Below are 20170 nucleotides of genomic sequence, written 5' to 3' on the forward strand. Positions count from 1 at the left end.
CGAGGTCTCAGGCCGCGTACTGGTGGGAGGAGTACGTGAGATAGCCCGCGTCGCCGCCCTGGTAGTACGTGGCCTCGTCAACAGGGGCCAGCGGCAGGCCGACGCGCAGCCGCTCGACCAGGTCGGGGTTGGCGATGAAGCCGCGGCCGAAGCTGATCAGGTCGGCGCCCAGCGCGAGCCAGTGGTCGGCGTCATCCCGGCCCGTCTGCTTGGGGCCCATCGGCAGCACGGGGTTCATGATGAGGGTGCCGGGCCACGCCCGGCGCAGAGCGGTCAGCGCCTCCTCGTCGGCGGTCGCCTCCAGGTGGACGTACGCCGGTGAGAGCGCCGCCAGTTCGGTGAGCAGCGCCGCGTACAGCTCCGGTACGTCGTCCTCCCGAACGCCCCAGAAGGTGGCGCCCGGCGAGAGCCGGATGCCGGTGCGGTCCGCGCCGACGGCCTCGACGGTGGCGGCGACCGCCTCGACGGCGAAGCGGATCCGGTTCACGACCGAGCCGCCGTACCCGTCGGTGCGCAGGTTGGCGTTGGACGAGAGGAACTGCGAGATCAGATAGCCGTTGGCGCCGTGCAGTTCCACCCCGTCGAACCCGGCGTCGACCGCGCGGCGGGCGGCGTCGCCGTACGACCGCGCGTGCTCGGGGATCTCGGCGGTCTCCAGGGCGCGGGGCGTCGGGGCGGGCTGCGGGCCGGTCGGGGTGAACACCTCTCCCACGGCGGCGACGGCCGAGGGCCCGACCGGCAGCGTCCCGATGGTGTCGGGGTGCGAGACCCGGCCGCCGTGCATGAGCTGGGCGAAGATCCGGCCGCCGCTGGCGTGCACGGCGTCGGTCACCGGACGCCACGCGGCGGTCTGCTCGTCGGTGTGCAGCCCCGGCGTGCCCGGGTTGGACTGCCCGATCGCGCTCGGCTGCACACCCTCGCTGACGATCAGCCCGGCGGTCGCCCGCTGGGCGTAATAGGCCGCCATCGACGGTGTCGCCAGCCCGCCCGCCGCGGCCCTGACCCGGGTCATCGGGGCCATGACCAGCCGGTTGGGCAGGGTCAGACCGCCGAGCCGGTAGCTGGTGAAGAGGTTCGTCACGTCGGGCTCCTTCATGCGTAGCGCGTCACTTCCGTATCGCCCGGTCGCCCGGACGCGACTGCTACGCTAAAACCTGACATTGACGTCAGAGGCAAGCTCTGTGACGCAGACCATAGCCCGCCCGGGAGCCACCGCCCGGGCGGTGGGAACAGCCGGGAGGACATCGTGCGGATCGGGGAACTCGCGGCGCGAGCCGGGGTCAGCGTGCGGTCCGTGCGCTACTACGAGGAGCAGGGGCTGCTCACCAGCGTGCGCAGCGGCAGCGGGCAGCGGCACTACACGGACGAGGAGGTCGAGCGCGTCGCCTTCATCCAGCGCCTCTACGCGGCGGGCCTGTCCAGCCGCACCATCGCCGAACTGCTCCCCTGCGTCGACTCCCCCAGCGAGGAGAACTCCGACGCCGCCCTCGACCGGATGGCCCTGGAGCGCGACCGCCTCTCGGCCCATATCGACGACCTCGTCCGCACCCGCGACACCCTCGACGCCCTGATGGTCACGGCGCGGACCCACCGTGACCAGGTCCTCGCGGGGACGGCCACCCCCATGGAGGCGGCCAGGTCCTGCGTGGGGCACGCAGCAGGCTGACGGCCTCCGCGGGGGTCGCGACGACGGGGACGGACTCCGGCGGGGGCGGGCGGCGGACGATCAGGACGGGGATGCCCGCCTCACGGGCCGCCGTGAGTTTGGGGGCGGTCGCGGAGCCGCCGCTGTCCTTGGTGACCAGGACGTCGATCCGGTGCTGGCGCAGCAGCGCCCGTTCGGACTCCACTGTGAACGGGCCGCGGGCCAGCAGGACATGGACGTGCGGGGGAAGCGGCGGGTCCGGTGGGTCGACCGAGCGTGCCAGCAGGAACGAGGCGGGCGCCGCGGCGAAGGCCGCGAGGTCGCCGCGCCCCGTGGTCAGGAAGGGGCGGCTCCCGAGGCCCGGCAGCAGGGCCGCCGCGTCCGCGACGGAGTCGGCCCAGTGCCAGCGGTCGCCGGGACCGGCCGCCCAGCCCGGCCGGCGCAGCACGAGCAGCGGCAGGCGTACGGCGCGGGCCGCCTCGGCCGCGTGGGCGCTGATGACGGCGGCGAAGGGATGCGTGGCGTCGACCACCGCGTCCACCCGTTCCTCGCGCAGCCAGCGGGCCAGCCCGTCCGCGCCCCCGAAGCCGCCGATCCTGACCCGGCCGTCCGGCAGCAGGGGCTCCGCGACCCGCCCGGCCAGCGAACTCGTCGTCACCAACCCCGGATCGGCCGCGAGCAGCTCCGCGAGCCGCCGGGCCTCCCCCGTACCGCCGAGGATCAGCACATGCCTCGACTCCGCGCCGGGCGAGGTCACTTGGGGACGCCGCGCCGCAGCAGATAGGTGTCCATGATCCAGCCCTTGCGCGCCCTGGCCCGCGCCCGTACGTCGCTGATCCGTTGCGCGAGGGCGTCGTCCAGCGGTCCGGACAGCAGGATCTCGTCGGGCGTGCCGAGATACGCGCCCCAGTAGATCTCCAGCCCCTGGCCGGTGAAACGTCCGAAGGTCTGGTGGGCGTCCAGCATCACCACCACGTCGTCCACCCCGTCCGGCAGCCCGCCGTCGGCGAGCCTGCGCCCGGTGGTGATCTGCACCGGCCGCCCGACCTGGTTGAGGCCCGTGCGGTGCTTGGCGGCCAGCGACGAGACGCTGCTGACGCCGGGCACGACCGTCCACTCGAACGCGGCCCTCCCCCGGCCGTGCACCTCTTCGAGGATGCCCAACGTGCTGTCGTACAGGGCCGGATCGCCCCAGACGAGGAACGCCCCGCAGCCGTCGTCCGGCAGTTCCCCGGCGATCAGCCGCTCGTAGATGTCGGCGCGGCGCCGTCGCCAGTCGTCAACCGCGTTCGCGTAGCCGGGAGTTGTCCGTTCCCGGTCGCGCTCCGGGTCGCGCGCGACGACCACGCGGTGCGGCCGTACGGCGTGCCGCCGCAGGATCTCCTCGCGCAGCGCGACCAGATCGGCCTTCTCCTCGCCCTTGTCGAGCAGGAAGAACACCTCGGTGCGGCCGATCGCCCGCACGGCCTGGAGGGTGAGCTGGTCCGGGTCGCCCGCCCCGATACCGATGACGAAGATCTGTTTCACGGTCCGGAGTCTCGCACAGCGGTCAGGGGCGTATGTCACAACGTCGCAGGCCCGATTGACGTGCCTGTTCGACAGCCCCTACGCTCAATTACGTGATGGCGTGAGGAAGCTGGTGAAAATCCAGCACGGTCGCGCCACTGTGTAGCCGGTCATCGAGGAGGTGGCCGGTGAGTCAGATACTCCGCCGTCACAACGCCCCATTCGATCGAGGGACGCCGAATCCCTGAAGGAGGCCCACCCGTGAGCTCTGTGTCCGCTCCCACCACCACCGCCACACCGGTTGTCCTGCCGGTCTCGAAGGCCGTGATGTGGCTGGTAGGCACCGCGATCCTGGCTTTCGCCGTCTACTACTTCATCGGTGTCGACCAGGGCGCGGTCAGCGTCTTCGGCAAGGACACCCACATCCACGAGTTCGTCCACGACGCCCGGCACTTCCTCGGTTTCCCCTGCCACTGAGTTCGCGCCGACGGAGCCGACAGAACAGACGGACAATTCGACATGGAAAAGAAACTCATCCTGCGCGGCATAGTCGTCGGCGCCGTCGCAGGGCTGCTCGCATTCCTCTTCGCGCGGATCTTCGCGGAGCCGGACATCAGTAAAGCGATCGACTACGAGAGCGGCAGGGACGACGCGCAGGCCGCGCTCGACAAAGCCGCCGGGCTGCCGATGGAGCACGCGGGGCACGAGCTGTTCAGCCGCACCGTCCAGGCGGACGTGGGCATCGGCGTCGGCATGATCTTCTTCGGCATGGCCATGGGCGCGCTCTTCGCGGTCGCCTACGCGGTCTGCCTGGGACGCGTCGGCAATCTGCGGGCGCGCAATCTCGCGCTGCTGGTCGCGGGCGGCGGATTCCTCGGCATCTACCTGGTGCCGTTCCTCAAGTACCCGGCGAATCCGCCCGCCATCGGGCACGAGGACACCATCAAGGACCGCACCGGGCTCTATCTGGTGATGGTCGTGTGTTCGCTGGCCTTTCTGGTCGGCGCGGCACTGCTCGGCAGAAGGCTCCAGGCCCGGTTCGGGAACTGGAACGCGACCCTGCTCGCCGGTGCCGCCTTCGTCGTCGCGATCGGCGTGGTGATGGCGCTGCTGCCGCAACTGGGCCACCTGGCGTACAACAAGGAGAATTTCGGCAACCACGCGACGGAGACGCCGCTGCCGCTCACCGACGACAAGGGCCGGATCGTCTATCCGGGATTCCCCGCCGATGTGCTGTTCTCCTTCCGCTTCTACTCGGTGGCCGCGCAGCTCCTGCTGTGGACGGTGATCGGGCTGGCCTTCGGCCCCCTGGCCGAGCGGGTGCTCGCCTCGCGCACCGCCCCCGCCGCGCAGACCGGCAGGACGGACCCGGTCAGCGCGTGAACCGATGAACGACGACGCGCCGCCGCCGTCCGAGCCGCCCGCCGAGGCGTCCCGGACGGCGGATCTCGCGGCCCTCGGCCCGTTCTTCGCCGCCGAGGGGCACCGCGCCGGTTCCGATACCGGCGCTCCCTGGCGTTCGATGGCCGAGCTGGCCGACGGCGGACCCGCGCTCGGCCACCGGGTGGCGGGCGTCAGGCGGTATCTCGCGGCGGCAGGCGGCCGGGAGGCGGGGGCCGTGGAACCGCGGGTCGCCGCGTCCGTGGCCCACCTCGGCCTGGTCGCCCGGGTGCTGTCGCCGACGCTGGCCCTCGCGGTCCTGCGCGGCGAGGTCGCGCCGGGCCTGCGGCTCGCCGATCTGCGCTGGCAGCCGGTCCTGGGCGGCCCCTTCCCGCTGTCGCTGCCGCACACGCCTCAGGACACCGGCCAGGACACGGCTCCCGGCGCGCCCGCGGGAGGGGAGGCCCTGGCCGCCGCCCTCGCCCGCCATCTGCTCGACGGGCCGGTGCGCGAACTGGCCGACGCCTTCGCGCCCTTCAAGGTGTCCCCGCACATCCTGTGGGGCAACAGCGCCTCCGCGCTGAACGGCGCCGCCGGGATGCTCGCCGCGGCGCGCCCCGCCGACGCCGGGCGCGTACGGTCGCTGGCCGCCCTGCTGCTGGACCGGCCGCCGCTGCGCGGTACGAGCACGGGGGCGCGTACGGGCGCACCGGGCGCGCCTTTCCGCCGGCGCAGTTGCTGCCTGATCTACCGGGCCGCGCCGGGGGGCGCGGGCGGCCTCTGCGGCGACTGCGTCCTCGCGCCGGTGGTACCGGCACCCCGCTGAGCTTGGGGCAGGCCAGGGTGGGCATCCTTATTGCCAGTACCTTGCAACAAGGACAGAGGTGCGTCTAGCTTGGCTTCGCCCGCTTCGACAAAGGACTGATGAAATGACCACCGCCACGTCTCCGGACGCACCGGCACCACCAGGGTCCCGCTGGCGCCGCATCGCCGGCTCGATGACCCGCGCCGAGTGGACGAGGGTCGGCGGCATGTTCGCCTTCATCCTCGCCCTGCACGTCATCGGCTGGTTCACGCTGGTGGCGATCGTGGCCCCCGAGCACTACAGCCTCGGCACCAAGTCCTTCGGCATCGGCATCGGCGTCACCGCGTACACCCTCGGCATGCGGCACGCGTTCGACGCCGACCACATCGCGGCGATCGACAACACCACCCGCAAGCTGATGGGCGAGGGCAAGCGGCCCCTGTCGGTGGGCTTCTGGTTCTCGCTGGGCCACTCCAGCATCGTCTTCGGCCTGGCCTTCCTGCTCTCGCTCGGCATCAAGGCGCTCGCCAATCCCGTCGAGGACGACAACTCCCAGCTCCACAACGTCACCGGCTGGATCGGCACCACCGTCTCCGGCACCTTCCTGTACGTCATCGCCTTCATCAACCTGGTGATCCTGGCCGGGATCTGGAAGGTCTTCCGGCAGATGCGCGAGGGCCACTTCGACGAGGCGGCGCTGGAGGAGCAGCTCAACAACCGCGGTTTCATGAACCGGTTGCTGGGCCGGGTCATGAAGTCGATCACCAAGCCGTGGCAGATGTACCCGCTGGGCCTGCTCTTCGGCCTCGGCTTCGACACCGCCACCGAGATCGCGCTGCTGGTGCTCGCGGGCTCCGGCGCGGCGTCCGGGCTGCCCTGGTACGCGATCCTCTGCCTGCCGGTGCTCTTCGCCGCGGGCATGTCGCTGCTGGACACCATCGACGGCTCGTTCATGAACTTCGCCTACGAGTGGGCGTTCTCCAAGCCGGTCCGCAAGGTCTACTACAACCTGACCATCACCGGCCTGTCCGTCGCCGTCGCCCTCATCATCGGCACCGTCGAACTCCTCGGCCTGGTCGCGGACAAGGCGGGGTTCCACGGCGCCTTCTGGGACTGGGTCGGCGGGATCGACCTCAACATCGTCGGCTACGTCATCGTGGGCCTGTTCTTCGCCACCTGGGCCGTCGCCTTCGCCGTCTGGCGGTTCGGCAACATCGAGGAGAAGTGGTCGGCGGGCCTGCGCACCGCCGACCAGCAGGCCGACTGACCGACGGCCCGCCCACGGCCCACGACGCGTCCGGGGCGGGCCCTAACCGCCCGCCCCGAGCGGCGGCCGGGTGCCGACGACGACGGTCGCGTACAGCTCGTCCGAGTCGGTGACGTGCGCGCGGAGCCCGGCGGCGGTGAAGAGGCCGACCGCCCGTCGGGCCTGCCGCTCGCTCGACTCGACCAGCAGGGAACCGCCGGGGGCGAGCCAGTCGGTGGCCCGCGCGGCGACACGGCGCATGACGTCGAGGCCGTCGGCGCCTCCGTCGAGCGCCATCAGGGCCTCGTGGTCGCGGGCCTCGGGCGGCAGCAGGCCGACCTCTTCGCTCGGTACGTAGGGGACGTTGGCGGCCAGCAGCCCGACCCGTCCGCGCAGGTCGGCCGGGAGCGGCGCGAAGAGGTCACCCTCGTACACCCGCCCGCCGACGCGGGCCACATTGCGGCGGGCGCAGCGCACCGCGGCCGGGTCGAGGTCGGCGGCGTGCAGTTCGACGCCGCCGCCGAGCGCGGTGGCCAGGGCGACGCCGACGACCCCCGAGCCGCAGCACAGGTCCAGGACGACGGCGCCGGGCGCGGCGAGCCCGGCCGCGACCTGGACGAGGAATTCGGTACGGCGGCGCGGTACGAAGACGCCGGGGTCCACGGCGAACCGCTGTCCGGCGAACTCGGCCCAGCCGAGGACGTGTTCGAGCGGCAGACCGTCCGCGCGGCGCGCGACCATCGCGGTGAGTTCTTCGGGGGTCCCGGCCGCCGCGATGAGCAGCCGCGCCTCGTCCTCGGCGAAGACGCAGCCCGCCGCCCTGAGCGCGGCGACGACGGTGGATTCGGGCGACGGTGCGGTGAAGTCCGACATGTAGAGCCTTTCGGGAAGCCCACGGGCACTCCCCCGGCCTCACCTACGTCGGAGAGACCGCTCGGCCGTACGGCGGGAGCACCCGGCCTGCGATACCGGTGATCGGTCCCACCTCCTCGGCTGATCTCGGCTGATCTCCACTGCTGTGGCGGGTCCTGGCCCGCCGCTGACGGCATCGACCCTACCCCACGGCGCGCCGCGCCCGTCGCCCCGAACCCGCGCCCTCGGACGGCGGCGCGCTGAACCGCAATGTAACGGTTAAGCATCAGCGCTGAATCAGTCCCTTTACCGGCCCACAACCCAATGCAATAGTGCGGTCGTTCCGCCACTGAATCGCTTAAGTACCGCGCTGTGGAGACGGAGATGGTGCACATGAAGGGCAAGGCACTCGCCGGGTCGCTGCTGGCGACCATGGCGCTGCTCGCCGCGGGTTGCGGTGGCGGGGGCTCGACGTCCAAGGGCGGTACCGCCACCGTGCCCGCCGACCCGTCGGCGGTGTCGGGTGACATCAAGGTCCTCACCCAGCGGACCGACCTCGTGCAGGACGGCACGATGAAGAAGTACGCCGCCGAGTTCAGCAAGCTCTACCCGAAGGTGCGGGTGACCTTCGAGGGGCTCACGGACTACGAGGGCGAGGTGAAGATCCGTATGAACACCTCGAACTACGGCGATGTGCTGATGATCCCGGCGGCCATCAAGACCGACGACTACCCGAAGTTCTTCGCCTCGCTGGGCAGCGCCGAGGAGTTGGGAAAGAAGTACAGCTTCACCGGCAAGGCCACGGTCGGCGGCAAGGTCTACGGCATCGCGAACTTCGCGAACGCGGCGGGCTTCGTCTACAACAAGGCCGTCTGGCGGCAGGCCGGGGTCACCGAATGGCCGACCACTCCCGACGCCTTCCTCGCCGACCTCAAGGCCGTCAAGGCCAAGACCTCCGCGACGCCGTACTACACCAACTACAAGGACGGCTGGCCGCTGACCGCCTGGACCTCGGTGCAGGGCGCGGCCACCTGCGACGCCAAGGCGGCCGACGAGCCCGCCACCGACCCGGACCCCTGGCGCGCGGGCACCGACCTGAACGTCGGCGACACGCTGCTCTACACCATCGTGCACGACAAGCTCTCCGAGCAGGACCCGACCACCACCAACTGGGAGAACAGCAAGAATCTGCTGGCCACCGGCAAGATCGCCACCATGTGGCTGGGCTCGTGGTCCATCGTGCAGATGCAGGACGCGGCGAAGAAGGCCGGGCGCGACCCGTCCGAGATCGGCTACATGCCCTTCCCCTCCCAGAAGAACGGCACCTTCTGCACCCCGGTGGCGCCCGACTACCAGGAGGCGGTGAACGTCCACTCCAAGAACAAGGCGGCGGCCCGCGCCTGGATCGACTGGTTCACCGACAAGTCCGGCTACGTGCAGACCAATCAGGCCGTCCCCACGCTCAAGGGCGGACCGCTGCCGTCGGCCCTCAAGCCGTTCCAGGACGCCGGTGTGCGGTTCGTGGAGATGTCGCAGGCGCAGAGCGCCAAGGTCACCAGGATCGACAACCAGTCCGAGATCGGCATGACCGACAAGCCCGAGTACCGCCAGCACCTGATCGACGTGGCGCGCGGCGCCGCGGGGGGTGATCTCCCCGGCATCTTCGCCGGCCTCGCCAAGAAGTGGGCGAACGCGCAGAAGACCGCCGCCCTGTGACGCGCGCCCGGGTCTGGCGGACCGTGACGCCGTGGCTGTACCTGGCGGTGCCGCTCGCTCTGCTGATCACGTTCACCTACCTGCCGGTCGGCACCATGATCAGGGACAGCTTCACCGACTGGGACGGGGTCAGCCCCGACCGGAACTACGTCGGGGCCAAGAACTACGTGGAGCTGTTCACCAGGCCCGAGCTGTTCCAGGTCTTCTTCGTCAGCGTCTACTACCTGGTGGCGTCGGTGGCGCAGATCGCGCTGGCGCTGTACTTCGCGACCGTGCTCAGCTTCGACCTGCGGTTCCGGAATCTCTTCAAGGGCCTGCTGTTCTTCCCCTACCTGCTCAACGGGGTCGCGATCGGCTTCGTCTTCCTGTACTTCTTCCAGCCGCACGGCACCCTCGACACCGTGCTGAGCGCCTTCGGGGTGCACGGGCACCACTTCTGGCTGGGCAGCGGGCGGACGGCGAACACCTCGCTGTCCGCGGTGTCGGTGTGGCGCTTCATGGGCCTGAACTTCGTGCTGTTCCTCGGCGCGATCCAGTCGATCCCCGGTGAGCTGTACGAGGCGTCGGAACTGGACGGCGCCAACCGCTGGCAGCAGTTCCGGCACATCATCGCGCCGGGCATCAAACCGGTGCTGAGTCTGAGCGCGATCCTGGCGATCTCCGGCTCGCTGTCGGCGTTCGAGATCCCGTACATCATGACCGGCGGCGCGGCGGGCACTCAGACCTTCGTGATCCAGACGGTGAAGCTGGCCTTCGAGTTCAACAAGATGGGGCTGGCCTCGGCGGCGGCCGTCGCCCTGCTGGTGATCATCTTGCTGGTGACCTGGTTGCAGCGCGTCGTGGTGCCCGACGAGAGGAACGATCTCGTATGACCTCGCTGCTCGTCCGCGACACGGCGCAGGCCCCGCCGCCGGAGACCGTCGACCGGCCCGCCCGCACCCGCAGGGTGCTGGTCAGAGCGCTGGTGTACCTCTCGCTCGTGCTGGCCTCCGCGGTGGTGCTGCTGCCGCTGGTCGCGGTGTTCCTGACCTCGCTCAAGACGTCGCAGGAGATGACGGCGGACGGCGGGGCGCTGTCGCTGCCGCACAACTGGCTGAACTACCACAATTATGTGACGGCCTTCCGGGCCGGGAAGATGCTGCGCGCGTTCGGGAACACCGCCTTCATCCTGGTCTTCTCGATCGCGGGCACGGTGCTGATCGGCTCGATGGCGGCGTACGCGATCGACCGGTTCCACTTCCGGCTGCGGCGGCTGGTGATCGCGCTGTTCCTGATCGGCTCGCTGGTGCCGAGCGTGACGACACAGGTGGCGACCTTCAAGATCGTGAACAACTTCGGCATGTACGACAGCCGTTGGGCACCGATCGTGCTGTACATGGGCACGGACATCGTGTCGATCTACATCTTCCTCCAGTTCATCCGGAGCATTCCGGTCTCGCTGGACGAGGCGGCCAGGATCGACGGCGCGAACACCTTCACGATCTACTGGCGGATCATCCTGCCGCTGCTCAAACCGGCCATCGCCACGGTGGTGATCATCAAGGGGATCACGGTCTACAACGACTTCTACATCCCCTTCCTGTACATGCCGTCGGAGAGTCTGGGGACCATCTCGACGTCGCTGTTCCGCTTCAAGGGGCCCTACGGCGCGCATTGGGAGGACATCTCGGCGGGCGCGATCCTGGTGATCGTGCCGACGCTGGTGATCTTCCTGTTCCTCCAGCGGTTCATCTACAACGGATTCACCAGAGGCGCGACGAAGTAGGGACGCAGCGGGAGTGAAGCGGACCGGCGCTCGCCGGTCAGGTCGTACGGGCGGGCGGGGCGGTGCTCTCGCGCGGGGTCAGCACCGGGGTGGCCACCGGTCCCCTCGCGGGTGTGCCGCCCTCAGCACGGTCAGCAGCCGCCGGGCCACCTCGGCGCCGAAGCCGAAGACGTCATGGCTCATCGCCGACAGCTTCGGCGGGGTGAGCTGGCACACCTGCGAGTCGTCCCAGGCGACGTCCTTGATGGTGGGGCGGCGTCCCGGCTCCCCGGCCGGAGGGCTCACCGCTCGTCGCCCTGCTCCGTGGGCTGGGCCGCGGAGTTGACGCAGTACAGCGCCGCGGCGGCGGCTCCGGGCTCCGGCCGGTCCCAGCCGCGTACGGTGATCGTGACGCGCTCGCCGGGCAGCAGGGTGACCAGGCCCCGGTCGGCGTGGGCCGCGGGGTCGAGCCGGTCGGCCTGGAGCAGCAGGTCGCGCAGGAGCGTCCGGGCGGTGACGGTCACTTCGGTGGCGCCGCCGTCGGAGGTGGCCAGCTCCAGGTCCCAGCGGGGCGCGGGGTAGGCGAAGTCCTTGTCCCTGGCCGGGAACCACAGGGCGCGGACGTCCTCGCCGCCGCCGGGTCCTTCGGCCTCGACGGTCAGCAGTTCCTTGGTGCTGTCACCCGGCGGTACGAGGTCGCGCGGTACGGCGATCTCGGCGACCGTGCGGGCCGTCGCGGTGAACGGCAGCCGGGCTTCGGCGAGTACGGCGCCGTCCACCGCGACCCTGCGCAGGACCGCCGTGCCCGACCAGTCCCGCGCGCTCTGGTTGACCAGGGCCGCGACCAGGCCGTCGGCGCGCTCCTGGACGGTGAGCAGCCGGTCCGCGTAGAGCCGCTTCAGCTCGTGGTAGAGCGGCTTCTCGCGCTCGTCGCCGTCGATCGCGGCCCACGAGGTCACCGGCCAGCAGTCGTTGAGCTGCCAGACGACGGTGCCCGCGCAGGCAGGCCAGTGCGAGCGCCAGTGCTCGATGCCGCACGCGATGGCGCGGACCTGGTTGACCTGCGTCAAGTAGTGCCAGGTGTCGAAGTCGGCGGGGGCGGGGAAGTGGTGGGCCAGGCCGCGGTCCAGCTTGCCGTTGCCGTCGGCGGCCTTCTGGTGGTGCAGCATGCCGGGCGAGTCCGGGGTGAGCGGGTCGTCGGTCAGCGCCCGGCGCAGCGTGGCGTACGCGGGCGGCGCCTGCCAGCCGAATTCGGCGACGAAGCGCGGCACGTCCTCCAGGTAGCCGGTCCAGTCCCGGCGGTTCCACACCTCCCAGGAGTGGGCGGTGCCGTGCGCCGGGTCGTTGGGGTGGTGGTGCCAGGAGCCGGACCAGGGGCTGCCCGCCCAGTAGGGCCGGGTGGGGTCGGTCTCGGCGACCACGCGGGGCAGCAGGCCCAGGTAGTAGCCCTCGCCCCAGGAGGCGCCCGCGAGATCCTGCTCCCAGTCCCAGTCGCGGAAGCCCCACAGATTCTCGTTGTTGCCGTTCCACAGCACGAGGCTGGCGTGCGGGGCGAGCCGGGCCACGTTCTCCCGCGCCTCGGCCTCCACCTCCGAACGCAGCGGCTGCTCCTCGGAGTAGGCGGCGCAGGCGAACAGGAAGTCCTGCCAGACCAGCAGCCCGGCCTCGTCGCAGGCGTCGTAGAAGTCGTCGCTCTCGTAGGTCCCGCCGCCCCAGACGCGGATCAGGTCGACGCCCGCGTCCTTGGCCTGCTGGAGCCTGCGGCGGTAGCGGTCGGGGGTGATCCGGGTCGGGAAGACGTCGTCCGGGATCCAGTTGACCCCGCGGGCGAATATCGGCTCGCCGTTGACCAGCAGGGTGAAGGGGGTGCCCTTCTCGTCGGGGGCGGTGTCGAGGGTGACGGTGCGGAAGCCGATGCGGCGGTGCCAGTGGTCGAGCGCGACGCCGTCTTCGCTGTCGGTGCCCTCGGTCCCGGCGTCGACGAGGGTGACCTCGCAGTCGTACAGCGGCTGGGCGCCGTAGCCGTGCGGCCACCACAGCTCGGGGCCGGGCACCTCGGCGGTGACGGTGCACCGGTCGGCGCCCGCGGGCACGTCGGCCTCGACCCGCGTCTCCCCCACCCGCAGGCGGACGGTCAGCGGGCGGTTCAGGCCGGACGCGGTGCGCTCGATCTCCAGCCGGGCCTCGACCCGTCCGGTGCCGTCGGCGGCCACCGTGACCAGCGGGGTGACGCCCGACAGCCGCGCGGTCGACCAGTGTTCGAGCCGCGCGGGCTTCCAGATCCCGGCGGTGACCAGCGTCGGACCCCAGTCCCAGCCGAAGGAGCAGGCCATCTTGCGGATGTACTGGAAGGGCTCGGGGTACGAGTTGGGCCGGTCGCCGACCAGCGCGCGGACCCGTTCCGCCTCGGTGTAGGCGGAGGTGAAGGCGACGGTCAGCGCGGTCTCGCCCGCCGGTCCGTACCGCTCGGTGACGTCGTAGCGGTAGCCGCGGTGCATGTTGCGCGTGGCGCCGAGGACGGTGTCACCGAGGCGGATCTCGGCCACCGTGTCCAGGCCGTCGAAGACCAGGTCGGTGCGCTCGTGCCCGGTGGCACGCGGCGGCAGCGCCGTCTCGTACGTCCAGTCCGCGCGTCCCACCCACGCCGCCGCGGTCTCGTTCCGGTCCAGGAACGGGTCCTTCAGCAGCCCGGCGGCCATCAGGTCGGTGTGCACGCAGCCGGGTACCTGGGCGGGTACGGTGCCGGACCCGAGCGCGGGCGCGGCGTCCGCTCCGGCTGCCGACCCGGACTCGGGAAGGCGCAGCCTCCAACCGTCGGCGATCGGCGTGACGTCCTTCATTCCTGCTCCTTGCCTGCTGTTGCCTTGCCGCCGGGCGGTTTCCGGCCGGTTGTCGGCCCCGTGGCCCGCGGCGCCCAACTTCGCGACCCCGCCGACCGGCTGTCCATTAAACGGTAAAGCACCGCAAGTGCTGATGGGAAGCGGGGTGTTCCCTCGATGTCAGGGGCTTTGCTGAACCGATACAGGGCCGTCCCGGGGCCGGCCCGGAGCCTGTCCGGGGCCGGTGCAGGACCCGGCGGACCGTGGCGGTGAAAAAACCTCCGCCGGAGGCGATGAGTTTCGGACGCCGCGCCGGTCAACCCCGCACAAGCCGTATCCGATCCTCGGGAGTGATCCGCATGGCCACGTCCACCACCACCGTCACCGACTACCTCGCCGCCCTGGAGGAGCCGCTGCGCGAAGTCGGCACGAAGGCGCGGGAGATCATCGAGGCCGCGCTGCCGGACGCGCCCGGCGCCATGTGGCACGGCCACCCGGTGTGGAGCCTGGGCGGAGCGCCGGGCGTCGCACCGGTCTGCCTGCTCAAGGCGTACGGCTCCTATGTGACCTTCGGGCTCTGGCAGGGCCAGCAGGTCGAGGACGCCAGCGGGCGGCTGGAGCCGGGCGCGCGGGCCATGGCCTCGGTCAAGCTGCGCGCTCTGGACGACGTGGACGCCGGACTGTTCACGCGGTGGCTCGCCCAGGCCCGCGCGCTGGCCGCGGCGGAGTCGGCCTGAACGCGGGAGGCCGCGGCACGCGGCGAGGCCGCACCGCGCGAGGAGGCGGCGGTCAGCGCGGGCCGCGCCGGCCGCGCACGGCCAGGGCGACGCAGCCGACCGTCGCCGCCAGGGCCAGCGCGGCGGGCAGCCGTGCCCAGTCGGTACCGGCCACCGGCACCGTCGCGCAGACGAAGGTCAGGGCGACGGCCGCCGCCGCGGTCAGGGCGGGGGCCGGGCCGCGGGCGGCGCGCGGCGCGGTCGCGCCCCGCGTCCAGTCGTCGGTGATCAGCAGATACGCCAGGAAGAGGCCCACGACGCAGGCGGCCAGCCAGGTCGGCGGTTCGGTGACCGCCGCGGCCACCACCGACCCCACGGCGAGGACGGTGGAGCGGCGGCGGGCGGCGACCTTTGCCCAGCGCATCGAATTGCGCACCGGCCGCTCGTCCACCATCGGCGCCGCCCACCAGGCGACCCCGGCCACCACGAGCAGCGCCACCTGTGCGCCGAGCGAGTGGCGTACGGCCTCCGGCGCGTCGCACGCCGCGAGCGCGAGCGCCACGGCCAGGCAGCGGGCGGGCAGTTGGGCGGGGAGCCGGATGCGGCGGGGCGCCCGGGCGGGGGCCGAAGGTACAGAAGGTGCCGAAGGCGCGTCGGCCGAGGGGGCCGGGGCCGCGGGCGTCATGGCGGGAGCCGAAGGCGCCGCGGGCGCGTCGGCCGAAGGTGCCGCGGGCGTCAGGGGCGAGGGTGCCGGGGCCGCGCCCGGCCGCTCCGCCGTACCGCTCATCGCCTGCCTCCGTGGATACGTGTGCGCACCAGCGGCGCCAGGGCCAGATCGAGGGTCTCGCCGCGCTCGTGGGTGACCACCGCGATGCCGCGCTCCTTCAGCGCGAAGCGCGTCGCGTCCCGCTCGGACCGCCACAGCCGCAGGCCCAGCTCCGCGTTGACGTCGCCGGGTTCGATGTACGGGTCCGCGGTGGCGATCTCGATCACCACCAGGGCGAGGGCCCGCGCCGCCACGCGATGCAGCACATCGAGGATCCGCTGGTCGGCGAGCGGCGTGAAGACGTACACGATCGCGCCTTCGGGCAGCGCGGGCGGCGGGAGGTTGCTCACGCCCTCGGTGCGGTAGGAGATGTCCTTGCGGACTTCGAGGACGCTCTCGACGATCCGGTAGAAGTAGCCGTCCCCGCTGCCCGGCTGGAGCCAGCGGGTCGTGCCGCCCACCGAGACGACGCCGACCCGGTCGTGGGTGCGCAGATAGGCGCGGACCAGTCCGGCCGCCGCGCGGAAGGTCTCGTCCAGCGAGGACGTGCCGGTGACCGGGTCGAGGACGTCGCCGAGTCCGTCGAGCATGACGACGGTGTCGGCGGCGCGCTCCGCGGCGAACTGCTGGAGTTGCAGGGAGCCGCGGCGGGTCGTGGCGGGCCAGTTGATCCGCCGCTGCCGCTCGCCGCGGATGTACGGGTGCACGCCGGTGACCTCGACGCCCTCACCGCGCTGCGCCGCGGTGTGCTCGCCGAGCCGCTGCGGGAGGCGGACCGGGATGGGCGTCATCCCGGCGCGGGACGGCACGGGGAACACCCGCACCTCGCCGAGGTCCGCGCGGACCGTGCGGCGGGCGGTGCCGCCCGCGTCGTAGAGGTCGAGATCGACGGTACCGAGCGTCCAGCGGCCCCAGCGCTCGGCGGTCAGCCGCAGTTCCACGCGCGAGCTGCCCACGGTGAGGTGGTCGAGCCGTACACCGGGCCCCAGCGTGACGCCCGGGTCGAGCCGCCCGCGGTCGCCGTCGTACGCGACGGTGATCCTGGCGGTGACGGTCTCGTCCTCGAACAGCCGCCGCGGTTCGACGTCGACCGTGACGTCCATCCGCGCCGTGCGCGTGCCGTACGGGAGTGAGAGCGCGAGCAGCACCAGCGGGCCGGCGGCCAGCGCGAGCAGCCACGGCCGTCCGGTGAGCAGGGCGGCGGCGACGGCGACCGCGGTCACCGTGCCGTACCGCAGGGCGCGTTCGCCCGCGCGCCAGCCGGTCGGCGGCGGCGGCGGTGGCTCCGCGGGCACGGCCCGCCGCTCGCCGGGCGGAGGCTGCGCGCCGCCGAGCGCGCGGGCGACGGCCGCGTGGGGGTCGGTGTGGGGGTCGGTCATGACGCGACGGCGTCACGGGCCGCCAGCGGCAGGGTCTGCGGGGCGGGTACGGACTGCACGATCTCCCGGATCACGTCGTCGGCGTTGATCTGCCGGACCCACAGCTCGGGGCGGAGCGTGACGCGGTGGGCGAGCGCCGGGACCGCCACCCACTTCACGTCCTCGGGGGTGACGTAGTCCCGGCCGTCGAGCACGGCGCGGGCGCGGGCGAGTTGGACCAGCGCGAGGCCGCCGCGCGGTGACGCGCCGACCTGGATGTGCGCGTGGTCGCGGGTCGCGCCGACCAGCGCCACGATGTACTCCAGCAGGTCGTCCTCGACCTCGACCCGCTCCACCGCCGCGCGCATCGCGAGCACTTCCGACGGTCCGCTGAGGGTGCGCAGCTTCGCCTCGGGCGCGGCCCTGTCGATCCTGGACCGCAGCATGTCGGTCTCCTGCGGCGCCGACAGATAGCCCATCCGCACCCGCAGCAGGAACCGGTCGAGCTGCGCCTCGGGGAGGGTGTACGTGCCCTCGTACTCGATGGGATTGGCGGTCGCGATCACCACGAACGGGTCGGGCAGTTCGCGGGTGCTGCCGTCGATCGACACCTGGGACTCGGCCATCGCCTCCAGCAGGGCGGCCTGGGTCTTGGGCGGGGTGCGGTTGATCTCGTCGGCGAGCAGCAGGTGCGTGAAGACGGGGCCGGGCCTGAAGACCATCTCGCCGCTGTGCTGGTCGTAGAAGGGCGCGCCGGTGACGTCGGAGGGCAGCAGGTCGGGGGTGAACTGGATGCGGCGGAACTCCAGTCCGAGGGTGGTGGCGAAGGATCTGGCCAGCAGCGTCTTGCCGAGTCCCGGCAGGTCCTCGATGAGGACGTGGCCGCCCGCGAGCACGCCGAGCATGACCAGCTCCAGCGGTTCCGGCTTGCCGACCACGGCGGTGCGGATCTCGGCGAGCACCTCGGCGGCCCTCTCACCCGCCCGCCGGGGGCTCAGGGCGTCGGCGTCGTGGTCGGATATGCGCTCGGAGCTGGTCACTGCGGTCCTCACCTTGCCTGGTCGTGGAGCGTCGTGGAGCGTCGTGAAACGGGGTACGGGGGCGGGGCGGCGCGCGGCGGACGCGCGGAATGCGGGCACGGGGCGGCGCACGCGCGGAATGCGGGCGCGGTCACAGCGTCTCCAGCCGGTCGAGCAGCGCCCGCAGTACGGCTTCGGGAATCGCCGGCTGCGGCGGGCCGGTCGTCGGGTCGATCCACGGCCACAGGTCGGGACCGACGATCGCGCGGGCCCGGTCGGGGCTCTTGCGCAGCAACACCCCGTGCCGCTCGGCGAGCCGGGCCGCGAAGAGCCGCTGCAACTGCGGGCGGAGCGTGGAGTGGAAGTGCAGGGCGCCTTCGGGGCCGAGCGCCTTGCGGACCACCCGCGGCCATTCGCCGAGCGCCGGGGCGCGACCGCCGAGCAGCCGTACGGACTTGCGGTATCCGCTGTCCTGCGCGCCCGCGCCGCCGACGTACCGGGCGATACCCAGCGCGACGACGGTGATCAGAGCGAGGCCGGTGGCCGCGGCGACGAGGCCGTCGGTGAGCGCGAGCAGCACTTCGGCGGCGACGACGAGGCAGCCGAGCAGGGTCAGCGAGTGGCGTACGGAGCCGGGCGGGCCCGCCGCCCGCCGGAGGCGTTCTTTCACTGTGCGGCCTCCGCGGCTGCTTCGGTGGTCCGCTCCCCGGGACCGCCGCCGTCGCCCGACGCGGCCTCGTCCGGGGCGAGTTGGGCGGCGATCTCGGTGAGTGCCCGCGCGGCGCGGTCCCGGTGGCCGTCGTCCATGGGGTGGGTGGAGTAGCGCGCCTCACGGAAGAGCGCGGTGAGCGCCGCCGCGCTCGGGCCGGCCAACCGGCCTGCCGTGACGGCCCGTTCGAGCAGGTCCTGCGGGCTGTCGGAGGCGCGGCGGGCGATGCCGGAGGCGGCGAGGGACCGTTCCATGGCGGCGTAGCAGGCGATGACGGCGGCGCGCGCGTCGGCGTCGTCCCGCAGCGCCCGGCGCCCGGACTCCACGGCCTCGGCGAGCAGTTCGTCCTCGTCGTCGGCCTGGTCGTACCCGGGGCCGTCCTGCCGCTCCGCCTCACCCGACCGCAGATAGCGCCAGAGCAGCACGGCGGCGAGGACGACGGCCAGCACCAGCAGTCCGATGCCGATGCCGATCAGGACGTGCGTCAGCCAGGAGGGGAAGCCGTGGTTGTCCTGGTGCCTCTTGAGCGGACGCGGCGGTGTGGGGGCGCTGGGGGTCGGCGCGGTGGCGTCTCGCCATTTGCGGTCCTTGCCGCCGCCCGAGGTACGGCCGGACGCGTGGAACCGGTGCATGACGAAGATCAGCAGCGGGACGACGAAGGCGGCGCCCAGCAGTGCGGCGCGGACCACGTCCACGAGCCGCTGCCGCAGCGGGTCGGACTCCGCGTCGTCACCGACCTGGAGCACATAGCGGTTGTGGAGCATCAGCGCGCCGATGAACCACGCGAGGCCGAGCGCCACCACGAACACATTGCCGCCGAGCGGTCCACCGCCCTTGCCGAACGCCTTGCCCTCGGGCCGCAGCACCAGGGCGCTGAGCGCCAGACCTGCGATCACCAGGACGCCGAGCGCCGCCCGTGCCCCGGCGCTCGTCCGCGGCCCTCCCCCGTTCCCCGCCCGTCCCACCGCCACCTCCCCTTGTCGCGGAAGGCAGCTTCGCACACGAGTCCAGGGCTGTCAGCAGGCCCCCCGCCGGGGCGGAGGCGCTGACGGAGGGCGGGAGCGGGCCGGGGCGTCCTTCAGTAGCGCTGGGCCTGGGCCACGCGCGGGAAGAGCGTCTTGTCTGCGTCCTTCGTGCTGAAGGCGACCGGCTGGGCGTGTTTGCCGGGCTCGACGTCGCGGGCGCCGACGACCGTGGAGTCCACGACGGCCCCGTCGGAGTCGGCGAATTCGACCTTGACGGCGAAGGACGCCTTCGTGTCGGTGGTGTTGGTGATGCTGACCAGGACGGCGTTGAGGCCGCCGGTCCTGGCCTTGGGGAAGCCGGTGAGCTGGACGTCCTTGACGGCGTTGCCCTGCCCGTCGACCTTGGCCAGCTCCGACTTCGCCTCGGCGGCGGCGCTGCCCGCGCCCGCTTCCACCGACGCCTCGAAGCTGGAGGCGGCGGCCTTCGCGGAGGACTGCGCGGCGGAGGCGGTCTGCTGGGCGGCGGAGGCGAGGGAGTCCAGCGGGGAGGGCAGGGTGCCGGAGAAGTTCCCGGTGCTGGGCGGGCCGCCGGGCGTCGTCGCTCCGGTCGAGCTGTTGCCGGAGGAGTTGTCGCAGGCCGACACCAGCGCCAGGCCGCCGGCCGCCATGGCCACCAGCGCCGCCGCGGTCAGTGAGCGCAGGCGGCGCGAGCGGGCCGTACGGGCCCGTCCGTCACCGGTTTCTCCTGCGCGGGTCCCCTCGGTACGACGTCGGCTCACGGGCTTCCCCTCCGGCTTCTGCGCTGGTCACCGGCCGGGCACACGCTCCGGCCGCCCCTCCACCGTGCGGGGTGCCCCGGCGGCGCGCAGCGTGCGCGGTGCCGTACGGGTGACGCGCCGGGCCCGGCGGTGGGGTGTACGCACC

21 protein-coding genes and 1 riboswitch are annotated in these 20170 nt (G+C 72.3%); of the genes, 9 read left to right on the top strand and 12 right to left on the bottom strand.

Going from position 1 to position 20170, the window contains the following annotated elements; genetic code table 11:
* Window positions 1–7: 7 nt before the first annotated feature.
* Window positions 8–1081 (bottom strand): alkene reductase, encoded by a 1074-nt coding sequence (locus ACFY9V_RS18430; protein ID WP_391161935.1) that lies wholly within the window; start codon window positions 1079–1081, stop codon window positions 8–10.
* Window positions 1082–1246: 165 nt separating this feature from the next.
* On the opposite strand from ACFY9V_RS18430, the gene ACFY9V_RS18435 reads away from it, so the two are divergent.
* Window positions 1247–1666: a MerR family transcriptional regulator gene (locus ACFY9V_RS18435; protein WP_391161936.1), complete on the top strand. Its 420-nt coding sequence runs from the start codon at window positions 1247–1249 to the stop codon at window positions 1664–1666.
* Here the strand turns inward: ACFY9V_RS18435 and ACFY9V_RS18440 are convergent.
* Both ACFY9V_RS18440 and cobF read right to left on the bottom strand, forming a co-directional pair.
* Window positions 1575–2402 carry a cobalt-precorrin-6A reductase gene (locus ACFY9V_RS18440; protein ID WP_391161937.1) on the bottom strand — a complete coding sequence of 276 codons (828 nt, stop codon included), beginning with the start codon at window positions 2400–2402 and terminating at the stop codon, window positions 1575–1577. The genes ACFY9V_RS18435 and ACFY9V_RS18440 overlap by 92 nt on opposite strands.
* The gene (cobF, locus tag ACFY9V_RS18445; protein ID WP_391161938.1) at window positions 2399–3172 is read right to left on the bottom strand and encodes a precorrin-6A synthase (deacetylating); all 774 of its coding nucleotides are present in this window, start codon (window positions 3170–3172) and stop codon (window positions 2399–2401) included. The genes ACFY9V_RS18440 and cobF overlap by 4 nt, the downstream gene beginning before the upstream one ends.
* A gap of 55 nt (window positions 3173–3227) precedes the next feature.
* Window positions 3228–3376, top strand: a riboswitch (cobalamin riboswitch).
* A 102-nt stretch (window positions 3377–3478) separates the two neighbouring features.
* Between cobF and ACFY9V_RS18450 the strand changes: the two genes are divergently transcribed.
* From ACFY9V_RS18450 to ACFY9V_RS18465, 4 genes are all read left to right on the top strand, one after another.
* Window positions 3479–3628, top strand: a complete 150-nt coding sequence (locus ACFY9V_RS18450; protein WP_188281174.1) for a CbtB-domain containing protein — start codon at window positions 3479–3481, stop codon at window positions 3626–3628.
* A gap of 42 nt (window positions 3629–3670) precedes the next feature.
* Window positions 3671–4534 carry a CbtA family protein gene (locus tag ACFY9V_RS18455; RefSeq protein WP_391161940.1) on the top strand — a complete coding sequence of 288 codons (864 nt, stop codon included), beginning with the start codon at window positions 3671–3673 and terminating at the stop codon, window positions 4532–4534.
* Between the two features lie 4 nt (window positions 4535–4538).
* Window positions 4539–5357: a (2Fe-2S)-binding protein gene (locus ACFY9V_RS18460; protein WP_391161941.1), complete on the top strand. Its 819-nt coding sequence runs from the start codon at window positions 4539–4541 to the stop codon at window positions 5355–5357.
* Window positions 5358–5460: 103 nt separating this feature from the next.
* The gene (locus ACFY9V_RS18465; RefSeq protein ID WP_391161942.1) at window positions 5461–6603 is read left to right on the top strand and encodes a HoxN/HupN/NixA family nickel/cobalt transporter; all 1143 of its coding nucleotides are present in this window, start codon (window positions 5461–5463) and stop codon (window positions 6601–6603) included.
* Between the two features lie 42 nt (window positions 6604–6645).
* Here ACFY9V_RS18465 and ACFY9V_RS18470 read toward each other — a convergent pair whose 3' ends face one another.
* Entirely contained in the window at window positions 6646–7455 is an 810-nt protein-coding gene (locus ACFY9V_RS18470; protein ID WP_391161943.1) for a putative protein N(5)-glutamine methyltransferase, read from the bottom strand.
* 363 nt (window positions 7456–7818) lie between these two features.
* Here ACFY9V_RS18470 and ACFY9V_RS18475 point away from each other — a divergent pair, with 363 nt between their 5' ends.
* From ACFY9V_RS18475 to ACFY9V_RS18485, 3 genes are read left to right on the top strand one after another with little or no spacing between them, the layout of a single operon-like run.
* The gene (locus ACFY9V_RS18475) at window positions 7819–9150 is read left to right on the top strand and encodes an extracellular solute-binding protein (RefSeq protein ID WP_391161944.1); all 1332 of its coding nucleotides are present in this window, start codon (window positions 7819–7821) and stop codon (window positions 9148–9150) included.
* Window positions 9117–10022, top strand: coding sequence for an ABC transporter permease subunit (locus ACFY9V_RS18480; protein WP_391118052.1), 906 nt, complete (start codon window positions 9117–9119; stop codon window positions 10020–10022). Before ACFY9V_RS18475 ends, ACFY9V_RS18480 begins: the two co-directional genes overlap by 34 nt.
* Window positions 10019–10915 carry a carbohydrate ABC transporter permease gene (locus ACFY9V_RS18485; protein ID WP_355341031.1) on the top strand — a complete coding sequence of 299 codons (897 nt, stop codon included), beginning with the start codon at window positions 10019–10021 and terminating at the stop codon, window positions 10913–10915. The genes ACFY9V_RS18480 and ACFY9V_RS18485 overlap by 4 nt, the downstream gene beginning before the upstream one ends.
* A 78-nt stretch (window positions 10916–10993) precedes the next feature.
* On the opposite strand, the gene ACFY9V_RS18490 is transcribed toward ACFY9V_RS18485, so the two are convergent.
* Together ACFY9V_RS18490 and ACFY9V_RS18495 are read right to left on the bottom strand one after the other, a co-directional pair.
* Window positions 10994–11200 (bottom strand): hypothetical protein, encoded by a 207-nt coding sequence (locus ACFY9V_RS18490; protein ID WP_391161945.1) that lies wholly within the window; start codon window positions 11198–11200, stop codon window positions 10994–10996.
* The gene (locus ACFY9V_RS18495) at window positions 11197–13734 is read right to left on the bottom strand and encodes a glycoside hydrolase family 2 protein (protein ID WP_391161946.1); all 2538 of its coding nucleotides are present in this window, start codon (window positions 13732–13734) and stop codon (window positions 11197–11199) included. The genes ACFY9V_RS18490 and ACFY9V_RS18495 overlap by 4 nt, the downstream gene beginning before the upstream one ends.
* A 338-nt stretch (window positions 13735–14072) precedes the next feature.
* Between ACFY9V_RS18495 and ACFY9V_RS18500 the strand changes: the two genes are divergently transcribed.
* On the top strand, window positions 14073–14450 hold the full coding sequence (locus tag ACFY9V_RS18500; protein WP_391161947.1) for a DUF1801 domain-containing protein: 378 nt from the start codon (window positions 14073–14075) through the stop codon (window positions 14448–14450).
* A 52-nt stretch (window positions 14451–14502) separates the two neighbouring features.
* Here ACFY9V_RS18500 and ACFY9V_RS18505 read toward each other — a convergent pair whose 3' ends face one another.
* The 6 genes from ACFY9V_RS18505 to ACFY9V_RS18530 form a co-directional block, all read right to left on the bottom strand.
* Complete coding sequence (locus ACFY9V_RS18505; RefSeq protein ID WP_391161948.1) at window positions 14503–15216, bottom strand: hypothetical protein; 714 nt, start codon at window positions 15214–15216, stop codon at window positions 14503–14505.
* Window positions 15213–16574: a DUF58 domain-containing protein gene (locus ACFY9V_RS18510; protein WP_391161949.1), complete on the bottom strand. Its 1362-nt coding sequence runs from the start codon at window positions 16572–16574 to the stop codon at window positions 15213–15215. The genes ACFY9V_RS18505 and ACFY9V_RS18510 overlap by 4 nt, the downstream gene beginning before the upstream one ends.
* Window positions 16571–17593: a MoxR family ATPase gene (locus ACFY9V_RS18515; RefSeq protein WP_355341045.1), complete on the bottom strand. Its 1023-nt coding sequence runs from the start codon at window positions 17591–17593 to the stop codon at window positions 16571–16573. The genes ACFY9V_RS18510 and ACFY9V_RS18515 overlap by 4 nt, the downstream gene beginning before the upstream one ends.
* Before the next feature lie 130 nt (window positions 17594–17723).
* Entirely contained in the window at window positions 17724–18242 is a 519-nt protein-coding gene (locus tag ACFY9V_RS18520; RefSeq protein ID WP_391161952.1) for a hypothetical protein, read from the bottom strand.
* Entirely contained in the window at window positions 18239–19246 is a 1008-nt protein-coding gene (locus ACFY9V_RS18525) for a DUF4129 domain-containing protein (protein WP_391161953.1), read from the bottom strand. Before ACFY9V_RS18525 ends, ACFY9V_RS18520 begins: the two co-directional genes overlap by 4 nt.
* 113 nt (window positions 19247–19359) lie before the next feature.
* Complete coding sequence (locus ACFY9V_RS18530) at window positions 19360–20025, bottom strand: hypothetical protein (RefSeq protein WP_391045067.1); 666 nt, start codon at window positions 20023–20025, stop codon at window positions 19360–19362.
* Window positions 20026–20170: the final 145 nt, after the last annotated feature.

Source organism: Streptomyces sp. NPDC008317, from assembly GCF_042955955.1.
In the GTDB taxonomy this organism is placed as follows: Bacteria; Actinomycetota; Actinomycetes; order Streptomycetales; family Streptomycetaceae; genus Actinacidiphila.